We start from the raw sequence: 17,577 nt of genomic DNA, 5'->3' as shown, positions 1-17,577 counted from the left end.
GACCCCACATGGGACTGACAGATTATCGAGCGTTGCTGATCGATTGCGATGAAGTGCTGGTGGATCGCGATTCAGGGGTGTGGGCGGCGTTGCAGCCGCTGCTCGACAGCCGTGGCGGGCAGCCGGCCAAGGATCAGGTGCTGGCCGAATTCAACACGCAGGTTGCCAGGCTCTACCCGCGTTTCGCCGAGCTGGGCTTCAGTGGCGTGTTGTGTTTTGCCCATCGCCAACTGGCCGAAAGTTGGGGGCTGCACGCCAGTTGGGAGGAGGGCATGAGCTTTGCGCGTTCGGCGGGCAATTGGTCGTTGTTCGAGGATGCGCCGGGGGCCATGCTGTACCTGCGCAAGTTCTACCGTTTGCTGGTGCGTGGCGACCGTGATGCCGAGGACCGCGGGGTGTTGTGCGAGCGATTGGGGATTGCACCGGAAGATTTCATTTCCCTGGCCGAAGACCCGCAATGGCTCACGGACCGAGGCGCGCAGCTGCAACCGGTGCTGCATGTGACGCGACCGGCGGTCGGCGCACACGGGGCGCTGGACCGCTGTTTGATCGGCCGCCACCGGGCACGGCAGCCTTCGCCTTGTGCGGCGGAGTACTGCATCAACAGCATGGCGGATCTGGTGGCGCAGCATCAGCTGTCTTTACGGCGCTGATTTTGCTAGAAGATTGTCTTACAAACGGCAGTCAAGAGGTACGTGATGGAAGGGCAAGTCAAGCTGGACCGGATCGACATCAGTATTCTGGTTGAACTGCAAAAAGACGGGCGGATGACCAATGTCAGCCTCGCCGACGCCGTGGGCCTGTCCGCCAGCCCCTGCCTGCAACGGGTCAAGCGGCTGGAGTCGGCCGGGTATATTTCCAGCTACAAGGCGCACTTGAACCTGGCCAAGATCACCGACTCGGTGACGGTGTTTACCGAGATCACCCTCAGCGACCATAAACGCGAAGACTTCGCCAAGTTCGAATCGAATATCCGCCTGGTGGACGAGGTACTTGAGTGCCACTTGATCAGCGGTGGCTACGACTATCTGGTGCGTTTCATGACTCGCAGCATCCAGCACTACCAGGAAGTGGTCGAGAGCCTGTTGGATAAGAACATTGGCATCTCCAAGTACTTCAGCTACATCGTGATCAAGTCACCGGTGCTCAAGGATGGTGTGCCGTTGCGCAAGTTGCTGCGGCACTGACACACGCTCGCTTTCCTGTGGGAGGGGGCTTGCCCCTGATGGCGGCCTGACAGCCGACCAGGATGTTGGCGTGGAATGAGTACATATCCGTTGCTGCGGTCACGGCCACTTATGGTTTCGCTCTTACAGCGACTCACTTTTGGAGAGGCCCAAAAGTAAGCAAAAGGCCTTCGCCCCACCACTCGGCACCTCGCCCAGGCTCGGTGTGCCCGTAATCCGACAGTGATTTGGGGGGCCGCCGCCACGCGCCATCCATGGCGCGGGGCGGCTAAACCGGCATCCCTGCCGGTTTACCCCCCAAATCACTATCGAATTCCGGCCAGCGTGGTTTAACGGGGCGCCTGAGATCAAGATCAAGATCAAAAGCAAGATCAAGATCAAGGGCGGCTCGCTTCGCATCGTGGTTACTGTTGGCGGCTACGACGTTGTAGATAGCTATGCCCCAATGACGGTCTGTCAGCTGACCCCGCTTTATGGGGGGAACCGGTTCAGATGTGGGAGCTGGCCTGCGATGCAGGCACCTCGGTACATCAGGTACACAGCTTTGCGCAGGGCGTGGGAACGATCAAAGCTCACTGCTTTTGCACCTCAATTGGACACTCCCCCTCGTAGTCTTGGCTAAACGCCTTATCTCGACGCAACCCGCATAAAACACTTTTTCGGGCCCTTAAACAGTGGTCTGCACCGATCCGTGGGTGCAATTCGGCGAAAAACGCAAAAGGGCCTGCGCTGTAATGCTCGCAGAGTGAGGGAGCGCAGGGTTGTGCGGTGTTTTCCAGCCGCGACAGCCTTGGGTTGAACACCACCAATCGGAGCGAAAAAAATGCGAATGAGCAACGCAAAAGCACTGTTGGGTTATGGGGCGTTCATGCTGGCGACCGCCAGCGAGGCGCATCAGATTTGGTACGAACAACTTCCCGGCCAGCCATTGGCCTTGTACTACGGGGAGTATGACAAGAATGTTCTGGAGGTGACCCCGGGGGGCATGGACCGGTTCAGGCAGCTGCGGGCCTGGTCGATGGCCGACCGGTCGGCACCGCTGCAGCTGAGCCTGCAGCGCCAGGCGTTCCTGCTGGCGGAGCAGCCCGGGCAAGAGGATTCGCTGCTGGCGCAAGACATGCACTATCCGATGTTCGATGTGCATGAAGGCGCCAAGACCTTGAAAGCCGCCTGGACCCCGGCCACGCGTTGGGTCGGTGACCTGCGGGCCCGTAGCCCGGAGCTGACCCTGGATATCGTCCCCACCGGCGTTGCCGAGGCGGGCCGTGCGCAGTTCCGGGTGTTCTACGCGGGCAAGCCGCTGACGGGCCAGGAGGTCGTGCTGGAAACCGCCTCCGGTGAAGTCTTCAAGCAGCGCAGCGATGCCGCCGGCAACGTCAGCTTCGAGCTGCCCTGGCAGGGCACTTACGTGGTGGCCGTCGAGTACCAGGACAACAGCCCTGGGGAGCGTCTTGATCCGGCGGGCAAGCCCGAGCGGTTTGACGTCAAACGCTTCAGTTCGACGTTGTCGTTCCACCGCCAGCAAGGCCAGGCGGCGTTACCTCGCGCGCCGTCGCAACTGCCGGCATCGGAAGTCGCCAGGCTGAAAAAGTCTGCCTGATTCATTGCCTCCTTCATGAGTGATTGATATGACCCTTTCTTCAGGATTGGCCGGTCAGGCGGGCACTGTTGCGCCGACGCTTGCCCGCACGAACGTCACGGCGGCCACGCGCATGCTGGCTATCGATGCGCTGCGTGGTTTTGTGATGCTGTTGATGCTCATCGACCATGTGCGCGAAACCTTCTTGCTGCACCGGCAGGTCACCGACCCGATCGACGCCTTGAGTGTCACCCCGGACCTGTATTTCACCCGTATGCTCAGCGAGATCTGCGCCCCGGCGTTTATCTTCCTGACGGGCTTGTCGGCCTGGCTCTACAACCAGAAACACAGCGCCCGCGAGACCTCGGTGTTTTTGCTCAAGCGCGGGCTGTTCCTGGTGTTCCTGGAAATCACCTTCGTGTGCTTTGCCTGGAATGCCGAATTCCCACCCAAGACGTTGTGGCTGCAAGTGATCTGGTGTATCGGCCTGTGCATGATCGTGCTCGCCGGTTTGCTGCACCTCAAACGCGCCTGGCTGATCGTGCTGGGGGTGGCGATTGTCGCTGGGCATAACCTGCTCGACGGCGTGAGCGTCGGGCCGGAGTCGCCGTTCTTCGTGCCCTGGTCGATCCTGCATCAGCGGGTGTTTATCGACATTACCGAATTCACCCGCGCCCGCACGACGTATCCGATATTGCCGTGGATCGGTGTGATCCTGCTGGGCTGGGGCATCGGCCCGTGGTTTGGCAAGGCAATGCCGTCGGCGGAGCGTATCTCGCGCCTGGTCAAGCTGGGTGCAGGCCTGCTGGTCGCGTTCGTGTTTATCCGCTACCTCAATGTGTATGGCGAGAAACCCTGGGTGCAGACCGGTGATGCGCTGCGCACCTTCATGAGCTTCATGAGCGCGAAGAAATACCCGCCGTCGCTGATGTTCCTGATGCCCACCCTGGGCCTGTCGCTGCTGCTGTTGGCGCTGTTCGAGAAGTGGCAGGCCCGCTGGGCCACTGCGACCCTGGCGATCTACGGTGGGGCGCCGATGTTTTTCTACTTGCTGCACCTGTACGTGCTCAAGGCCATGTACCTGGTCGCGCTGGCGATCTGGGGCGCCAACCAAGGCACCTACTACGGTTTTGACGACCTGCCGATGGTGTGGTTGTGGAGCGTGATACTCGGGGTGTTGCTGTTCTTCCCGACACGCTGGTTCGCCGACCTCAAACAGCGTCGTCGCGACATCGCGATTCTCAAATACCTCTGACGGAACCAACGGTGTTCTGCGTCCTGCGGAACACCTTTGCCTGACACGTTCTGGAGTCAAACCGTGAAGATGCTATCGACCCGCACCCTGCTATTGGCATTGGGAGGGCAGAGCCTGCTCGCCTTCGCCGCCGAACAAGACACCGCCAAAGGCTTTATCGAGGACAGCCAGTGGAACCTGCTCAACCGCAGTGTCTACGACCGCCGCGACTACCAGCATGGCGCCCTCAGCAACGGCGCACGCAACGCCTACAAACCGCGATCCCAGCGCAGCGACCTGGCGGAAGAATGGGCCTATGGCCTGATGGCTGACTACGCCTCGGGTTTCACCACCGGTACCCTGGGTTTTGGCCTGGATGCGCACGTTTATTCCGCCTGGCAACTGGACAGTGGCGGTGGGCGCGCCGGGAAGGCACGGCTATTGGCGGTGGACAATGACGGCCACCCCAAGGAGCAGTTCAGCCGCGGTGGCGCAGTTGCCAAACTACGCGTTTCCTCCACCGAATTGCGCTACGGCGAGCAGCGGGTGAAAACCCCGGTGTTTGCCTCGTCCGACAGCCGCTTGCTGCCCGAAACCGCGACGGGATGGTGGTTGACCAGCCGCGAGTTGCCGGCCACCACCCTGTTCGCGGGGCACTTCAATGAGAGCACCGACCGCAACGCCAGCAGCCATGACCGAGGGTTTGTCGTCAACTATTCCAACGGCAGGCAAGGCGACCGCTTTGACTTGGTGGGCGTGCGCAATACGGCAATCAAGGGGCTGAGCGCCAGCGTGTTCAGTGCTGTCTATGAAGACACCTGGCGCCAGCATTACCTGGGGGCGGTCTACACCCGGCCGCTGTTTCCCGGCCAGGCACTGACCGTTGACCTGAACCTGTATCGCACCCAGGACACTGGCAAGGCGTTGTCGGGGCGCATCGATAACACCACCTGGAGCCTGCTCTCGACCTATCGGTTCGGTGCCCACAGTGTGGGCGTGGGGTATCAGAAAGTCAGTGGCGACACGCCGTTCGACTACGTGACGCGCGGGGCGATTTACCTGAGCAACGCCGTGGCGTTGTCCGACTTCAACGCCCCACGGGAGGCCTCGTGGCAGGCGCGCTATGACCTGGACCTGGCGGCCCATGGCATGCCCGGCCTGAGCCTGGCGGCGTTGTATGTACGCGGCAGTGGCATCGACGGCCGCCACATGGATCCTGGCGGTGGCTACCAATGGCTCGGCTACGGTGATGGGGGCAAACACTGGGAACGCGACCTGCAAGCACGCTACGTGGTGCAGTCCGGGGCCGCGAAAAATCTCGCCTTTACCCTGCGCCATGCCGTGCACCGGGGCAATGCGGCCCAGGCGGAGCTGGATGCCAACCAGATCCGCCTGGCGGTCGAGTACCCGTTGGGCGGGCGCTTGCACTAGGCCGGCGTTATTCCTGCAACTGCAACGCCTGCTGCTTGAGCTGGCGTTTCTGCGCGAACGGCAGCTTTTCATCGTCCCCATAGGGCGCGCTGTACCAGTTGCCGTAAGTCGGGTTGGGCAGCAAAAACCAGCGCTGCCCGAGCCAGTTCACATAGGGTTCGACGGCCTTGCGCTGGGCCTCGAGGGTGTTGCGTTCGGCCTGGACGAAATCCCCCAGGGAATCACCGGCCATCAATAGCACGCGAGCCTGGCTGGCGACCCATTGGCGGCGGCAGTTCTTGCCGTAGCCGGCGCTTTCGCAGTGCCCGGTAGGCGTGCTGGCGGCGAGCACCTGTTGATGGCTCTCCACCGGAAAACCGCGCAGGCGCAGGTTGGCCACCGTGGCCGCGACCTGGCTGTGCTCGCGGTTGGTCAGGTAGTAAACCGTGATGCCTTTTTGTTGCGCCGCTTGCAGGAACGCCACGGCACCGGGGAGGGCCTGGGCCTTGGCCTGGTCGACCCAGGTGTTCCAGCGGTCGTAGCCATACACTTGGTTATTGATGACGTCGCGGGCATTGAGCGGCACGTTGTCCAGCAGGGTTTCGTCAATATCCACCACCACCGCCGGCGGCAGGCCGCTCAGGTTGCGGGGCGGGAAGGGCAGCGCGTCCCAGCTGGGATCGGCCAGCGCCACGTCGAGCTGGCGGGTGGCATGGGCGAAGACCTGGCGATAGATCAACTCGTGTTCGATGGAGGTCTGGGTCCAGAGTACGGCGTCGAGCTGGTCGTTGGCCGGCGGCGTTTGTTGGCAGCCTGCCAGCAGGCACAGGCTGGCGAAGATCAGGGGTCGCATGCAGAGGTCTCGCAGGGAAAGGGCGCGTGGGCGGCACCTTAGCCTAATCCGGCGTGGATTCACCACATTGCGAAACTTTTGCCGGATGCGAAATTGACGTGATTGTGAAACTTATCATCTAGCATCGGCCTCATCGCCAGCTCGATGTTGCCGGCATCGCTGCGCTACACCCTGGAACACATCAGCCAGCCATAACGCCAGTCAAACTGTGGGAGGGGGCAGGCCCCCTCCCACATTTGATCGGCTTACAAGATGCTCAACGGGTAACTGATGATCACCCGATGCTCATCGCTGTCACGCTGGGTGGTCACTTCGGTGCGCAATGAGGCATGGCGCAAGGCGATGCTCAGGTTCTTCAGCGGGCCTTGCTGGAACACATAGCTCACGGTCAGGTTGCGTTCCCACTCGCTCTTGTCACCCGTTGGCGTGCGGATGTTCGAGCCACTTTCGTACATGCCCATAAAGCTCAGGCCTGGCACGCCGACCGTGGCGAAGTCATAGCCGTAACGCACCTGCCAGGTGGTTTCCCCGGCGCGCTGGAATTTGCCGATCATCGACTCGGTCATGAAGTAGGCCGTGGAACCGTCACCCTGGTTCAGCCACACCGCATCGCTGTCGCCGCTGACCTGTTGCAGGCCGGCGGCAATCGTATGGCCGTTGACCAGGTAGCTGAACAGGGCGCTGCTCAGGCGGCTGTCGACCTTGCCCTTGGTCACGCCGTCGCCGTAGTAGCCGAAGGTGTAGAACGCCGGGTCGTTGCCGTTGGCACCGTCGGAGCGGTTGTCGAAGTGGCGCAGGTCGGTGCGCAGGGTGCCCGGGCCGATCTGCCAGTCGTACTTGAGGCCCAGGAAGTTCTGCTTATAGAAGTCCTGCAGGTTGCCGTAGTAGTACTGCAATGTCAGGTCTTTGGTGGGTTTGTAGTCGACCCCGCCGTAGTAGAACTTGTTGACGAACTCACCGCTGACCGCGTTGTTGGCGCCCGGGATCGACATGCCCATCTGGTTGCTCGAACCACGGCCTTTCACGTGTTCCAACTGGCCGAGGGTGAAGGTGAAATGGTCCAGGTCCTTGGACTGTACCTGCCCGCCGTTGAAGGTCTGTTGCAGCATGCGGTCGGTGGACATCACCACCGGCAGCATGGGCACCAGGGTCCCGTATTTCAGCTCGGTCCGGGCAAAGCGTGCCTTGGCGGTCAGGCCCAGGCTGCCGAACTCGTCCACCGCGCGACCATCGTGATCGGTGGGGAACACGTTGCCGTTGAATGCGGTGCTTTGCGGGTTGTAGTGACGGCCCTTGCCGGAGTCCAGGCGCACACCGAACATACCGATGGCGTCGATGCCGAAGCCCACCGTGCCCTGGGTGAAACCCGACTCGAAGTTGGCGATAAAGCCCTGGCCCCATTCCTGGGTGTAGTTGGGGTCGGCCGCGCCGCTGCGGTTGTCGGCGTTACTGAAGAAGTTGCGGGCCAGCACGTTGAGCTTGCTGTCTTCCACCAGGCCGGCGGCGTAGCCCTGTTGGGCGATCAGCAGGCCACAAAGGCCGGCGAGTACTGTCGGTGCGCGATTGAAAAGCTCCATCGGTGTCATCCCCATGTGTGTTTGGTTTTTTTGAGGGCAGTCAAAAGCGGCAGTGAAGGTTTTCTATTTGTTTTCAGGAGCAGGTTTTTCAGGAGCGACGGTGGCCGGCACGACATGCAGTCGCACCGGCGGCAAGCGGTACAGGATGAACAGCGCCAGCACGCCGATCCCGGCGCACAGCAACAGGCCTACGCCAACGGACTGCGCCAGGGCATCCCGGGCCAGGTTCAGCCACGGCGAGGCGTCGAGGCTGGCATGCAACAGCGTTTGCGGATCGGCGTACACGGCAATGCCCTCGGCGTGATTCGCGGCGAGAAACACCCGCTGCACATTGGCGCTGTACAGCAGGTTGACCAGCACCCCCATGCCCGCGGTGCCGAGCAGCCCGCCGACCAGGCGCAGGGACTGGGTCAGTGCCGTGGCAATCCCCAGGAACTGCCGTTCGGCCAGGGTCTGGGTGAAGACCGTGAGGTTGAGCAGGATAAATCCCAGCCCCAGGCCGGCCAGCAGGATCAAACCGAGCAACAGGTTGAACTCGGCCCCGCGCCCGACCACGGCCAGGCCCAGGCACGCCAGCAGCAGCGCGACAAAGCCCGCCAGCGGCAAATGGTTGGGGTTGCGCAAACGGGTCACGATGCGGCTGTTGACGATGGCCCCCAAGGTGATGCTCAACGCCAGCGGCGTGATCAGCAGGCCGGCGTCCTGGGGCGAGTAGCCGTAGGCGCCTTGCAGCAACAGCGGCAGGTAGAACAACAGCGAAAACATGATCGCGCCGGCCGCCACCGACAGCACGAACAACAATCGCAGGCTCGGCAAGCTGAATAACGCCGCCGGCAACAGCGCATGCGGGCAACGCCGCTCCCAGTGCCACAGCGCGATGATCGCGGCAATACAGCCCAGGCCCAGGGCGGCGCTCAACGCCAGGCTCGAATGCCCCAGCCATTCCACAAACAATTGCAGGCTGCCCAGGGCTGTGGCGATCAGCAGCGCGCCGGGCCAGTCCAGGCGAATGCCGTTGCGTTGCTGCGGGCGGTACCAGGGCAGGAAGCGCCAGGCGATCAACAGCGCCAGGCACCCCAGGGGCAGGTTGAGGTAGAACACCGAGCGCCAGCCAAAGGCGCCGGTCAGGTAACCCCCCAGGCCCGGGCCGATGGCATTGACCACGCTGAACAGCGCACTCAAGAGCATTTGCCAGCGCAGGCGTTGACGGGTATCGGGAAACAGTTCGGGAATGCAGGCGAACGCGGTGCCGATCAGCATGCCGCCGCCCACGCCTTGCAAGGCGCGGCCGATCACCAGCACCCGCATGTCATCGGCCACGGCGCAGGCCAGGGAGGCCAGGGTGAAAATCAACGTGGCGGCGAGCACGAACGGCTTGCGCCCGTAGTAATCCCCCAGCCTCCCGAAAATCGGAATGGTGACGATGGACGCCAACAGGTAACCGGTGGCCGCCCACGCGTAGAGTTCAAAGCCATCGAGTTCGGCGACGATGCTTGGCAAGGCGTTGCCGATCACCGTCTGGTCGAGTGCCGAGAGCATCAGCACCAGGGAGATGCCGAGCATGGCCAGCAAGGCTTGCTGGAAACTCAAGGGCGGGTGGGCTGCCACGGTCATGGTCGGCCCTCAGCGCAACGCGGTGACGGCGGTGGCGATGCGTGCACAGCCCTGGTCGAGAGTAGCGATCGCGGTGGCGATCGACATACGGAAAAACGGCGCCAGGCCATACGCCGTGCCGGCTACCACCGCCACGCCCTGGCTTTCCAGCAGGTACATCACGACGTCGCTGTCGGTGTGCAGCACCTTGTCCTCGGGCGTGGTTTTACCCAGCAGGCCAGCGCAATTCACATACAGGTAGAACGCACCATCGGGCTTGCGGCAACTGAGGCCGGGAATGGCATTGAGCAGCTCCAGGCAGCGGTCGCGGCGTTGCTGGTAGACCAACACGCTTTGCTTGACGAAGCTCTGGTCGCCGTTGAGCGCTTCCACCGCCGCCGCCTGGCTGATCGAGCAGGCATTGCTGGTGGACTGCGATTGCAGGGTGGCCATGGCGCCGATCAGGTCGGTGGGGCCTGCGGCGTAACCGATGCGCCAGCCGGTCATGGCGTAGGTCTTGGACACGCCGTTGACCACCAGGCTGCGCTCGCTCAAGGCCGGCTCGATGGCGAGGATATGCGGGTTGTCCAGGCCGTCGAAACGGATGTGCTCGTAGATGTCATCGGTCATCAGCAGCACATGGGGATAGTCCAGCAGCACATCGGCCAGGGCGCGCAATTCGCTGTGGCTGTAGCTGGCGCCGGTGGGGTTGCTGGGGGAGTTGAGCAGCAGCCAGCGGGTACGCGGGGTGATCGCCGCGCGCAGCTGGCCTGGGGTCAGCTTGAAGCCGTTGTGTTCAGGGCAGGCGAGGGTCACGGGCTCGCCTTCGCAGGCCAGCACCATGTCCGGGTACGACACCCAGTATGGCGCCGGGATCAGCACCTCATCGCCGGCGCCGAGGGTGGCGGCGAAGGCGTTGAAGATCGCACTTTTGGCGCCGCTGGTCACCAGCACTTGCTGGGCGGTGTAGATCAGGGCGTTTTCCCGTGCCAGCTTGTCGACGATGGCCTGGCGCAGCTCCGGGGTACCGGCGTTCTGGGTGTAGCGGGTTTCACCGCGCTCGATGGCGGCACTGGCGGCCTGGCGAATGTTAGGTGGCGTATCGAAATCCGGCTCGCCCACCACCAGGTTGATGATGGACTGGCCCTGGCGACGCAGCTCGTTGGCGCGGTCGGACGCGGCGCTGCTGGGCGATGGTTTGATGCGTTGCACACGGGCGGCGATGCGGGAGGCAGTCACGGGCGTTCCTCGTTGATGGCGTTGACAGGGGCCACAGTACGAGGCGCGGGGAAGGGCGCCATAAGATGAGTTCGTTCTGGTTTGATAGGCAGTGCTTATGGCTGGGGTTGCACTGTTGTGGTGCCTCCAGTCCTGGCTGCTCCGGGCGGGTGCTTTGGATCGGAGATCAGGGACAGCCATAGCAAAGCCTTATGGCTGGTTATACGGATGGCCTGTCTTTTGCAAACCTGCCAGGTGTACGCAAAACCAAATGTGGGAGGGGGCTTGCTCCCGATAGCAGTATGTCAGTCACAGATGCATCAACTGACACTGCCTCATCGGGAGCAAGCCCCCTCCCACATTTAAGGCATCACTTGTCCATTACATGAGCATCGCCATTTTGAACCTGCGCCGCCTGAAGTATTTCGTGAAACTGGTCGACATCGGCAGCATGACCCAGGCCGCCGATGTACTGCATGTGGCGCAACCGGCGTTGAGCCAACAACTGGCAACCCTGGAAGCCGAGCTGCAACAGCAGCTGTTGATTCGCACCAAGCGCGGCGTCACGCCGACTGAGGCGGGCAAGGTGTTGTATGCCCATGCGCAGATTATTTTGCGTCAGTGCGAGCAGGCCCAGAGCGATATCAATGCCACCGGCCAGGCGTTGTCCGGGCAGGTGTCGGTGGGGCTGGCGCCGGGCACTGCGGCGTCGGCGTTGTCATTGCCGCTGCTGCGCACCGTGCGTGAGCGCCACCCTGGCATCCTGCTGTACCTCAATGAAAACTTCGGTACCACCTTGAGCGAGCTGATCATGAACGGCCGCATGGACATGGCCGTGCTGTATGGCGGGCGCGAGGTGCATGGCCTGAGTTTTGTCTCGCTGTTGCGCGAGCCGCTGTACCTGGTGAGTGCCGACCCGGCGATTGCCACGCGTGAAGAAGTGCCCCTGGCCGAACTGGCCGACATGGACATGCTGCTGCCGCGTCCCTACAACGTCATGCGCCGGCTGGTGGACGAAGCCTTCCTGCGCATTGGCCTGAGTGCGCGGGTGGTGGCCGAAATTGAATCCTCGACCACGCTGACCGCCGCCGTGGCCGACCATTTCGGCTCGACCATCCTGCCGGAGTCGTCGGCGCGGGTGATGGTGGCGGCCACTTCGGTGCACATGTGCCGCATCGTCGAACCCGAGGTGGAGGCGCCGCTGGCGCTGTGCCTGTCGGGGCATTTGCCGTTGTCGGTGCCGGCCCAGGCGGTCAAGGCGATCCTGCTGGAGCTGGTGGCGAAGATGCGTGGCAGCCTGATTTGAGCGGTCATAAGGTCGGCTTATCACCCCAAAGCCAAAGCGTCTTGGCCGCTTTTCGAGGGGCTCGGTAGATTGGGCCCATCCACTCAAGACACGCTCGACAGGCAGGGGCCATACATGGATTCAGCACGTATCAAGGGGTTGATGGATTTGCTGGCCGAATCCGATCTGCTGGAACTGAGCCTGACCGAAGGCGACAGCACGCTGCGGCTGTTCAAGCAGGCAGGTCAGGTGATCACCAGCGCCGCACCGACCGTGACTTCAGCTCCAACACCCGCCACCGCCGTGGCCAGCGCCGCCGTGGAGATCAAGGCCAGCCTCTATGGCGTCTTGCACCTGACGCCCGCCGTCGGTGAGGCGCCGTTTGTCACCGTGGGCCAAGCCATCGAGGCCGGCCAGACGGTGGCGGTGATCGAGGCGATGAAGATGTTCCACCCGGTCAAGGCCAAGGTTGCCGGCAAGTTGGTTGAGATTCTTGCCCAGGCCGGCGTCGAAGTCGAAGCGGGCCAAGCCTTGTTCCGGCTCGATTGACCCCCACGCGTATTCGTTATTCAGGTGAATTCAATGTTCGACAAAGTGCTGATCGCCAACCGTGGCGAAATCGCCCTGCGCATTCAGCGTGCCTGCCATGGCCTGGGGATCAAAACCGTGGCGGTGCACTCCGAAGCGGACCGCCATGCGCAGTATGTGCAAAACGCCGATGAGTCGCTGTGCATCGGCCCGGCCGCACCGGGGCTGAGCTACCTCAACCAGACCGCGCTGCTGTTTGCCGCCAAGGTCAGTGGCGCCCAGGCGATCCACCCCGGTTACGGGTTCCTGTCGGAAAACGCCGGGTTTGCCGAGCGCATCGAAGCGGCCGGGTTGACCTTTATCGGGCCGAGCGCCGCATGCATTCGCACCATGGGCGACAAGGTGGCAGCCAAGCGCGCCATGCGTGAAGCCGGTGTGCCGTGCGTGCCGGGGCCGGATTCGAGCATGCCGAGCGACGATGCGAGCATCCTCGCCATCGCCGCCGAAATCGGTTACCCGGTGATCGTCAAGGCCGCCGGTGGCGGCGGCGGTCGCGGCATGCGCGTGGTACAGGCAGAGGGCGACTTGCTCGCTGCCATCGGCCTCACCCGCGAAGAAGCGCGGTTGGCGTTCGGCAACCCTGAGCTCTATATCGAGAAATTCCTCGGCCACCCCCGGCACGTGGAAATCCAGGTGTTGTGCGATGCCCATGGCCATGCGATCTGGCTCGGCTGCCGCGACTGTTCCCTGCAACGCCGCCACCAGAAAGTCCTGGAAGAAGCGCCGGCGCCGGGCATCGATCCCGCGCTGATCGCCACGGTCGGCGAACGTTGCGCCGAGGCCTGCCGCCGCATCGGCTATCGCGGCGTGGGCACTTTCGAGTTTCTGTATGAGGACGGCGAGTTCTTCTTCATCGAGATGAACACGCGCCTGCAAGTGGAGCACCCGGTTACCGAGATGACCACCGGCATCGACATCGTCCAGCAGCAACTGCGCATGGCCCGCGGTGAAGTGCTGAGCGTGCGCCAGGAAGACGTGCAGCTGAACGGCCACTCCCTGGAGTGCCGCATCAACGCCGAGGACCCGCTGACCTTTATGCCGACCCCCGGCCTGATCCAGCGTTGGGAAGTGCCCGGCGGCTTTGGTGTGCGGGTCGACTCCCATGTCACCACCGGCTACCGCGTGCCGCCGTACTACGACTCGATGGTGGCCAAGGTCATCACCCACGGCGCCACGCGTGAAGAAGCCATGGCACGCATGCGCCTGGCCCTGAGCGAGATGATTGTGGACGGCATCAGCACCAACATTTCGTTGCACCGCGAGATTCTGGATGACCCGGCGTTCTGCGCCGCCGGCGTCGATATTCATCACCTGGAGCGCTGGTTGCAGCAAAGGAGTCCGACATGAACACCGCCCCTGTCATCAGCCTGCTGGGCTCCAGCGCCTTGCTGTTCGAGGCGCCGGGCGAACTGGACCTGGCCCCGCAGCAGCGTATCTGGCGCCTGGCCCTGCAAGCCGGCGAATGGCCCGAGATCCACGAAGCCGTGCCCGGTATGAACAACCTGATGCTCACCTTCCTCACGCCGCCGCGTGAACTGAACGGCCTGTGCCAGCGCCTGCTGGAGGCCTGGGAACAGAGCCAGCCGCTGCCCCTGGAAGGGCGCATCGTCGAATTGCCGGTGGTGTACGGCGGTGAGTTCGGTCCGCACATGGCGGACGTGATTGCCCACACCGGACTGGATATCGAGACCATTGCCAACCTGCACTGCGAACCGCTGTACCCGGTGTATGCCCTGGGCAGCCACCCCGGTTATTGCTACCTCGGCGGCATGGACCCACGCCTGGCCACGCCACGGCGCCAGGTGCCGGTGCTGAATATCGGCGCGGGCTCGGTGTCCATCGGCGGGGTGCAGACCGGGGTGTCCGCCTCGGCTGGCCCCAGCGGCTGGAACACCATCGGACGTACTGAAATGGCGTTTTTCGACCCCGCCCAAACCCCGCCCGCGATCTTGCGGCCGGGTGATTTCCTGCGCTTGCGCATCGAGAGGATCATTCGATGATCGAGATTCTATCGGCCACCGCCCTGGCCACCGTGCAGGACTTCGGTCGCTTCGGCAGCCTGGGTTACGGCGTGGGCACGTCGGGCGCCATGGACCAGCTGGCCCTGGACCTGGGCAACCTGTTGCTGGGCAATCCCGAAGACGCCGCCGCGATTGAAATACCGCTGTTCCCGTTCGACGTGCGGCTGTTGCAGGACTGTGCCTTTACGGTGACCGGCGCCGCTTGCGACGCCACCCTGGACGGCCAGTCCTTGCCACCGAACTGGGTGTGCCAGGGCCGTGAAGGCCAGGTCTTGAGCCTGGGCTATCCGACGTCAGGCAGCCGTGCCTACCTGTGTTTGGCGGGCGGGGTGGATGTGCCGTCGGTGCTGGGTTCGCGCAGCACTCAATTGCGCGGCGAGTTCGGCGGCCTCGACGGCCGCGCCCTGCAACAGGGTGATCGGCTGGGGGCACTGCGTCCCGGTATCAGCCCGTTGCCGCTGGATGTCGGGGTGTTGGCGCCAAGCCTGGCGCTGCCGTTGCAGGTCGATGGGGTGCCTGCCATGCGCGTGTTGCCCGCCGCCGAATACGAGCGTTTCCAAGAAACTTCCCGCGCGGCGTTCTGGGCCGGTGAATGGAAGATCACCACCCAGAGCAATCGCTACGGCTACCGCATGGAAGGCCAGCCGCTGCTGCCCATCGCCCCGATGGAAATTCGCTCCCACGGCATCATGCCGGGGGTGATCCAGGTGCCCCACGGCGGCCAGCCCATCATCCAGATGCGTGACGCCCAGCCCAGCGGCGGCTACCCCAAGTTCGGCAGTGTGATCGAGGCCGACCTGTGGCGCCTGGGCCAGGCGCCCATCGGCGGTAAGGTGCGCTTTATCGAGTGCAGCTACCTGGAGGCCGTCGAGGCCCTGGAAACCAATCGCGCGTATCTGCGTGAAGTCAGCCGCCTGTTGGAACTGCACCGCGAAGGAGTGAAAGCATGACCCTTGAGGAAATTCGCCAATTGGCGCTGTGGCTCAAGGAGCACCACCTGGCCGGTGCCGAAATGAGCCGCCCCGGGGTGCACCTGGCGCTCAAGCGCGGTGCCTCGGCCGCTGCTGTTGCGGCGCCTGCCGTTGCCGTGGTTGAAGACCAGGTGCTGCGCACCACCGGCCTGGGGCGCTTGCTGCTGACCCATCCCCAACTCGATCAACCGTTCGTGGCGGTGGGCGATCAGCTCAGCGCCGGGCAACTGGTCGCGCTGCTGCAAGTGGGTGAGTTGTTGTTGCCCTTGCGCGCGCCCCGCGCCGCGCGGGTTGTCGATGTGCGTGTGCCGTGCGGCACCACTGTCGGCTACGGCGAAGCCTTCCTCGGAGTGGAGTACCCCGCATGAAGATTGATTTGAACGCTGACCTGGGCGAAGGCTTCGGCCCGTGGCGCATGGGCGAGGATGAAGCGCTGATGCACCTGATTTCATCGGCCAATGTCGCCTGCGGTTTCCATGCCGGCGACCCGCTGATCATGGACAACACGGTGCGCCTGGCCAAGGCCGGTGGCATCGACCTGGGCGCGCATGTGGGCTTCCCGGACCTGATGGGCTTTGGCCGTCGGCAGATGAACATCGAGATCAAGGAACTCGCCACCCATGTGATCTACCAGCTCGGCGCGCTCGCGGGGATCGCGGCGGTCAACGGCCATCCCATGACCCACATGAGCTTCCACGGCGCCCTGGGCAATATGGCCGCCGCCGATGCGGCGCTGGCGGAACCGTTGGTGCGGGCGGTGGCGGCGTTTGACCCGACGCTGATCATCAGCTCCTCCAGCAGCCGCGCCATCGAAGGCGCTGCCGAGAAGTGCGGCCTGCGCGTCGCCACCACGTTTCTCGCCGACCGCGCCTATGACGACGATTGCCTGCTGGTGCCGCGCAAGGTCGACGGTTCGGTGATCAAGGCGCCGGCAGCGGTGCTGCGCCGGGTGCGGCAGTTGCTGGAGGAGGGCACCGTGACCGCCCTCAGCGGCAAGGTGCTGCGGGTGCCGGCCCATTCGATCCTGCTGCACGGCGATACCCCCGGCGCGGTCGAACTGGCGCGCACCATTCGCGCCGAAATCGAGCAACTGGGCGGCCGTATCACGCCGATTTCCCAGCTGCTGGCCGCGTCATAAGCAGGCCTTATCGCCACACAACCATTGCGTCTTGGTCCAGCGCCCGAAGGCTGGATAGAGTCGAACCATAACCCGTAGCACAAGGACCACCCCATGCCATTTTCCGACTACAAAACCGCGCTGGTCACCGGGGCTTCCTCCGGCATCGGCGCCGCCGTTGTCGAGCGCCTTTGCCAGGAAGGCGTGCAGGTGCATGCCCTGGCTCGCAGTGCCGACAAGTTGCAGGAACTGGCGGCCAGGACCGGCTGCATCGCCCACGCCATCGATGTCACCGACCTTGCCGGGCTGACCAGACTGTTCGCCGAAAACACCTTCGACATCCTGGTCAACAACGCCGGCGTCGACAAACCCGGTTCCCTGCTCAAGGCCGACGCCGACGGCATCGACCTGCTGATCGACGTCAACCTGCGCGCCGTGCTGCACCTGGCACGGCTGGCGCTGCCGGGCATGGTCGAGCGCGACTGCGGGCACATCATCAACATCAGTTCGATCGCGGCGGCCTACAACTTTGGCGGCAACTCCACCTACCACGCGACCAAGGCCGCCGTGAGCATGCTTTCGCGCCAGTTGCGCATCGATGCGTTCGGCAAGCGCGTGCGGGTCACCGAGATCTGCCCTGGCCGGGTCGCCACGGACATCTTTGCCCACGTGCACGGTGACTCCGAGGAAACCTACAAGCGCTTCGTCGAGGGCTTTGAATTGCCCCAGGCTGAGGACATCGCCAATGCCATCGCCTTCGCGATTGCCGCGCCGATTGCGGTCAACATCGGGCACATGGAAATCACCCCGACCTTGCAGGTGCCGGGCGGGCTTTCCACCGCGCGGCCCCAGGACTACCAGGGCTGAATCCGAGCCCCATCAAAAGAACGGATCGATCCGTCAACGCTGCATCCCGCCACGGCCACGCCGGGTGATTTTGATTT

The 17,577-nt window shown here is 63.5% G+C and carries 17 protein-coding genes; 13 read left to right on the top strand and 4 right to left on the bottom strand.

Annotated elements, in window-relative coordinates; genetic code table 11:
* The first annotated feature begins 8 nt into the window (after positions 1–8).
* The 5 genes from F6S08_RS19835 to F6S08_RS19815 all read left to right on the top strand — a co-directional run bounded on the left by F6S08_RS19835 (position 9) and on the right by F6S08_RS19815 (position 5,431).
* Entirely contained in the window at positions 9–653 is a 645-nt protein-coding gene (locus F6S08_RS19835) for a 2-haloalkanoic acid dehalogenase (protein ID WP_065926967.1), read from the top strand.
* 45 nt (positions 654–698) lie between these two features.
* The gene (locus F6S08_RS19830) at positions 699–1,187 is read left to right on the top strand and encodes an Lrp/AsnC family transcriptional regulator (RefSeq protein WP_010449292.1); all 489 of its coding nucleotides are present in this window, start codon (positions 699–701) and stop codon (positions 1,185–1,187) included.
* A gap of 829 nt (positions 1,188–2,016) precedes the next feature.
* Positions 2,017–2,787, top strand: a complete 771-nt coding sequence (locus F6S08_RS19825) for a DUF4198 domain-containing protein (RefSeq protein WP_315872214.1) — start codon at positions 2,017–2,019, stop codon at positions 2,785–2,787.
* Positions 2,788–2,815: 28 nt separating this feature from the next.
* The gene (locus F6S08_RS19820; RefSeq protein WP_315872213.1) at positions 2,816–4,021 is read left to right on the top strand and encodes a DUF1624 domain-containing protein; all 1,206 of its coding nucleotides are present in this window, start codon (positions 2,816–2,818) and stop codon (positions 4,019–4,021) included.
* A 69-nt stretch (positions 4,022–4,090) separates the two neighbouring features.
* Positions 4,091–5,431, top strand: coding sequence for an OprD family porin (locus F6S08_RS19815; protein ID WP_370671272.1), 1,341 nt, complete (start codon positions 4,091–4,093; stop codon positions 5,429–5,431).
* A 7-nt stretch (positions 5,432–5,438) separates the two neighbouring features.
* Here the strand turns inward: F6S08_RS19815 and F6S08_RS19810 are convergent, their stop codons facing one another.
* From F6S08_RS19810 to F6S08_RS19795, 4 genes are all read right to left on the bottom strand, one after another.
* Positions 5,439–6,263 carry a 5'-nucleotidase, lipoprotein e(P4) family gene (locus F6S08_RS19810; RefSeq protein ID WP_315872212.1) on the bottom strand — a complete coding sequence of 275 codons (825 nt, stop codon included), beginning with the start codon at positions 6,261–6,263 and terminating at the stop codon, positions 5,439–5,441.
* A gap of 245 nt (positions 6,264–6,508) precedes the next feature.
* Positions 6,509–7,840: an OprD family porin gene (locus tag F6S08_RS19805; protein WP_315872211.1), complete on the bottom strand. Its 1,332-nt coding sequence runs from the start codon at positions 7,838–7,840 to the stop codon at positions 6,509–6,511.
* Positions 7,841–7,903: 63 nt separating this feature from the next.
* On the bottom strand, positions 7,904–9,454 hold the full coding sequence (locus F6S08_RS19800; RefSeq protein WP_315872210.1) for an MFS transporter: 1,551 nt from the start codon (positions 9,452–9,454) through the stop codon (positions 7,904–7,906).
* A 9-nt stretch (positions 9,455–9,463) separates the two neighbouring features.
* Positions 9,464–10,672, bottom strand: coding sequence for an aspartate transaminase (locus tag F6S08_RS19795; protein ID WP_315872209.1), 1,209 nt, complete (start codon positions 10,670–10,672; stop codon positions 9,464–9,466).
* 379 nt (positions 10,673–11,051) lie between these two features.
* Here F6S08_RS19795 and nac point away from each other — a divergent pair, with 379 nt between their 5' ends.
* From nac to F6S08_RS19755, 8 genes are all read left to right on the top strand, one after another.
* The gene (nac, locus tag F6S08_RS19790) at positions 11,052–11,957 is read left to right on the top strand and encodes a nitrogen assimilation transcriptional regulator NAC (protein ID WP_150675591.1); all 906 of its coding nucleotides are present in this window, start codon (positions 11,052–11,054) and stop codon (positions 11,955–11,957) included.
* 114 nt (positions 11,958–12,071) lie between these two features.
* A complete protein-coding gene (locus F6S08_RS19785) occupies positions 12,072–12,485 on the top strand; it encodes an acetyl-CoA carboxylase biotin carboxyl carrier protein subunit (RefSeq protein WP_315872208.1) in 414 nt (137 codons plus the stop codon).
* A gap of 33 nt (positions 12,486–12,518) precedes the next feature.
* On the top strand, positions 12,519–13,871 hold the full coding sequence (gene accC, locus F6S08_RS19780; protein ID WP_315872207.1) for an acetyl-CoA carboxylase biotin carboxylase subunit: 1,353 nt from the start codon (positions 12,519–12,521) through the stop codon (positions 13,869–13,871).
* A complete protein-coding gene (pxpB, locus tag F6S08_RS19775) occupies positions 13,868–14,524 on the top strand; it encodes a 5-oxoprolinase subunit PxpB (RefSeq protein ID WP_315872206.1) in 657 nt (218 codons plus the stop codon). Before accC ends, pxpB begins: the two co-directional genes overlap by 4 nt.
* Positions 14,521–15,495, top strand: a complete 975-nt coding sequence (locus F6S08_RS19770; protein ID WP_315872205.1) for a biotin-dependent carboxyltransferase family protein — start codon at positions 14,521–14,523, stop codon at positions 15,493–15,495. The genes pxpB and F6S08_RS19770 overlap by 4 nt, the downstream gene beginning before the upstream one ends.
* Positions 15,492–15,884: a hypothetical protein gene (locus tag F6S08_RS19765; protein ID WP_315872204.1), complete on the top strand. Its 393-nt coding sequence runs from the start codon at positions 15,492–15,494 to the stop codon at positions 15,882–15,884. Before F6S08_RS19770 ends, F6S08_RS19765 begins: the two co-directional genes overlap by 4 nt.
* Positions 15,881–16,654, top strand: a complete 774-nt coding sequence (locus F6S08_RS19760; protein ID WP_315872203.1) for a 5-oxoprolinase subunit PxpA — start codon at positions 15,881–15,883, stop codon at positions 16,652–16,654. The genes F6S08_RS19765 and F6S08_RS19760 overlap by 4 nt, the downstream gene beginning before the upstream one ends.
* 93 nt (positions 16,655–16,747) lie before the next feature.
* A complete protein-coding gene (locus tag F6S08_RS19755; protein ID WP_101271977.1) occupies positions 16,748–17,500 on the top strand; it encodes an SDR family oxidoreductase in 753 nt (250 codons plus the stop codon).
* Positions 17,501–17,577 lie beyond the last annotated feature (77 nt).

It is taken from the genome of Pseudomonas sp. JV449 (genome assembly GCF_032424295.1).
In the GTDB taxonomy this organism is placed as follows: Bacteria; Pseudomonadota; Gammaproteobacteria; order Pseudomonadales; family Pseudomonadaceae; genus Aquipseudomonas; species Aquipseudomonas marginalis.
This window is presented reverse-complemented; position numbering and strand designations above follow the sequence as displayed.

Bases quoted from the DNA above. Each gene is read 5' to 3' on its own strand.
- F6S08_RS19835 (WP_065926967.1), top strand. From the start codon at position 9: ATGGGACTGACAGATTATCGAGCGTTGCTGATCGATTGCGATGAAGTG.
- F6S08_RS19830 (WP_010449292.1), top strand. From the start codon at position 699: ATGGAAGGGCAAGTCAAGCTGGACCGGATCGACATCAGTATTCTGGTT.
- F6S08_RS19825 (WP_315872214.1), top strand. From the start codon at position 2,017: ATGAGCAACGCAAAAGCACTGTTGGGTTATGGGGCGTTCATGCTGGCG.
- F6S08_RS19820 (WP_315872213.1), top strand. From the start codon at position 2,816: ATGACCCTTTCTTCAGGATTGGCCGGTCAGGCGGGCACTGTTGCGCCG.
- F6S08_RS19815 (WP_370671272.1), top strand. From the start codon at position 4,091: ATGCTATCGACCCGCACCCTGCTATTGGCATTGGGAGGGCAGAGCCTG.
- F6S08_RS19810 (WP_315872212.1), bottom strand. From the start codon at position 6,263: ATGCGACCCCTGATCTTCGCCAGCCTGTGCCTGCTGGCAGGCTGCCAA.
- F6S08_RS19805 (WP_315872211.1), bottom strand. From the start codon at position 7,840: ATGGAGCTTTTCAATCGCGCACCGACAGTACTCGCCGGCCTTTGTGGC.
- F6S08_RS19800 (WP_315872210.1), bottom strand. From the start codon at position 9,454: ATGACCGTGGCAGCCCACCCGCCCTTGAGTTTCCAGCAAGCCTTGCTG.
- F6S08_RS19785 (WP_315872208.1), top strand. From the start codon at position 12,072: ATGGATTCAGCACGTATCAAGGGGTTGATGGATTTGCTGGCCGAATCC.
- accC (WP_315872207.1), top strand. From the start codon at position 12,519: ATGTTCGACAAAGTGCTGATCGCCAACCGTGGCGAAATCGCCCTGCGC.
- pxpB (WP_315872206.1), top strand. From the start codon at position 13,868: ATGAACACCGCCCCTGTCATCAGCCTGCTGGGCTCCAGCGCCTTGCTG.
- F6S08_RS19770 (WP_315872205.1), top strand. From the start codon at position 14,521: ATGATCGAGATTCTATCGGCCACCGCCCTGGCCACCGTGCAGGACTTC.
- F6S08_RS19765 (WP_315872204.1), top strand. From the start codon at position 15,492: ATGACCCTTGAGGAAATTCGCCAATTGGCGCTGTGGCTCAAGGAGCAC.
- F6S08_RS19760 (WP_315872203.1), top strand. From the start codon at position 15,881: ATGAAGATTGATTTGAACGCTGACCTGGGCGAAGGCTTCGGCCCGTGG.
- F6S08_RS19755 (WP_101271977.1), top strand. From the start codon at position 16,748: ATGCCATTTTCCGACTACAAAACCGCGCTGGTCACCGGGGCTTCCTCC.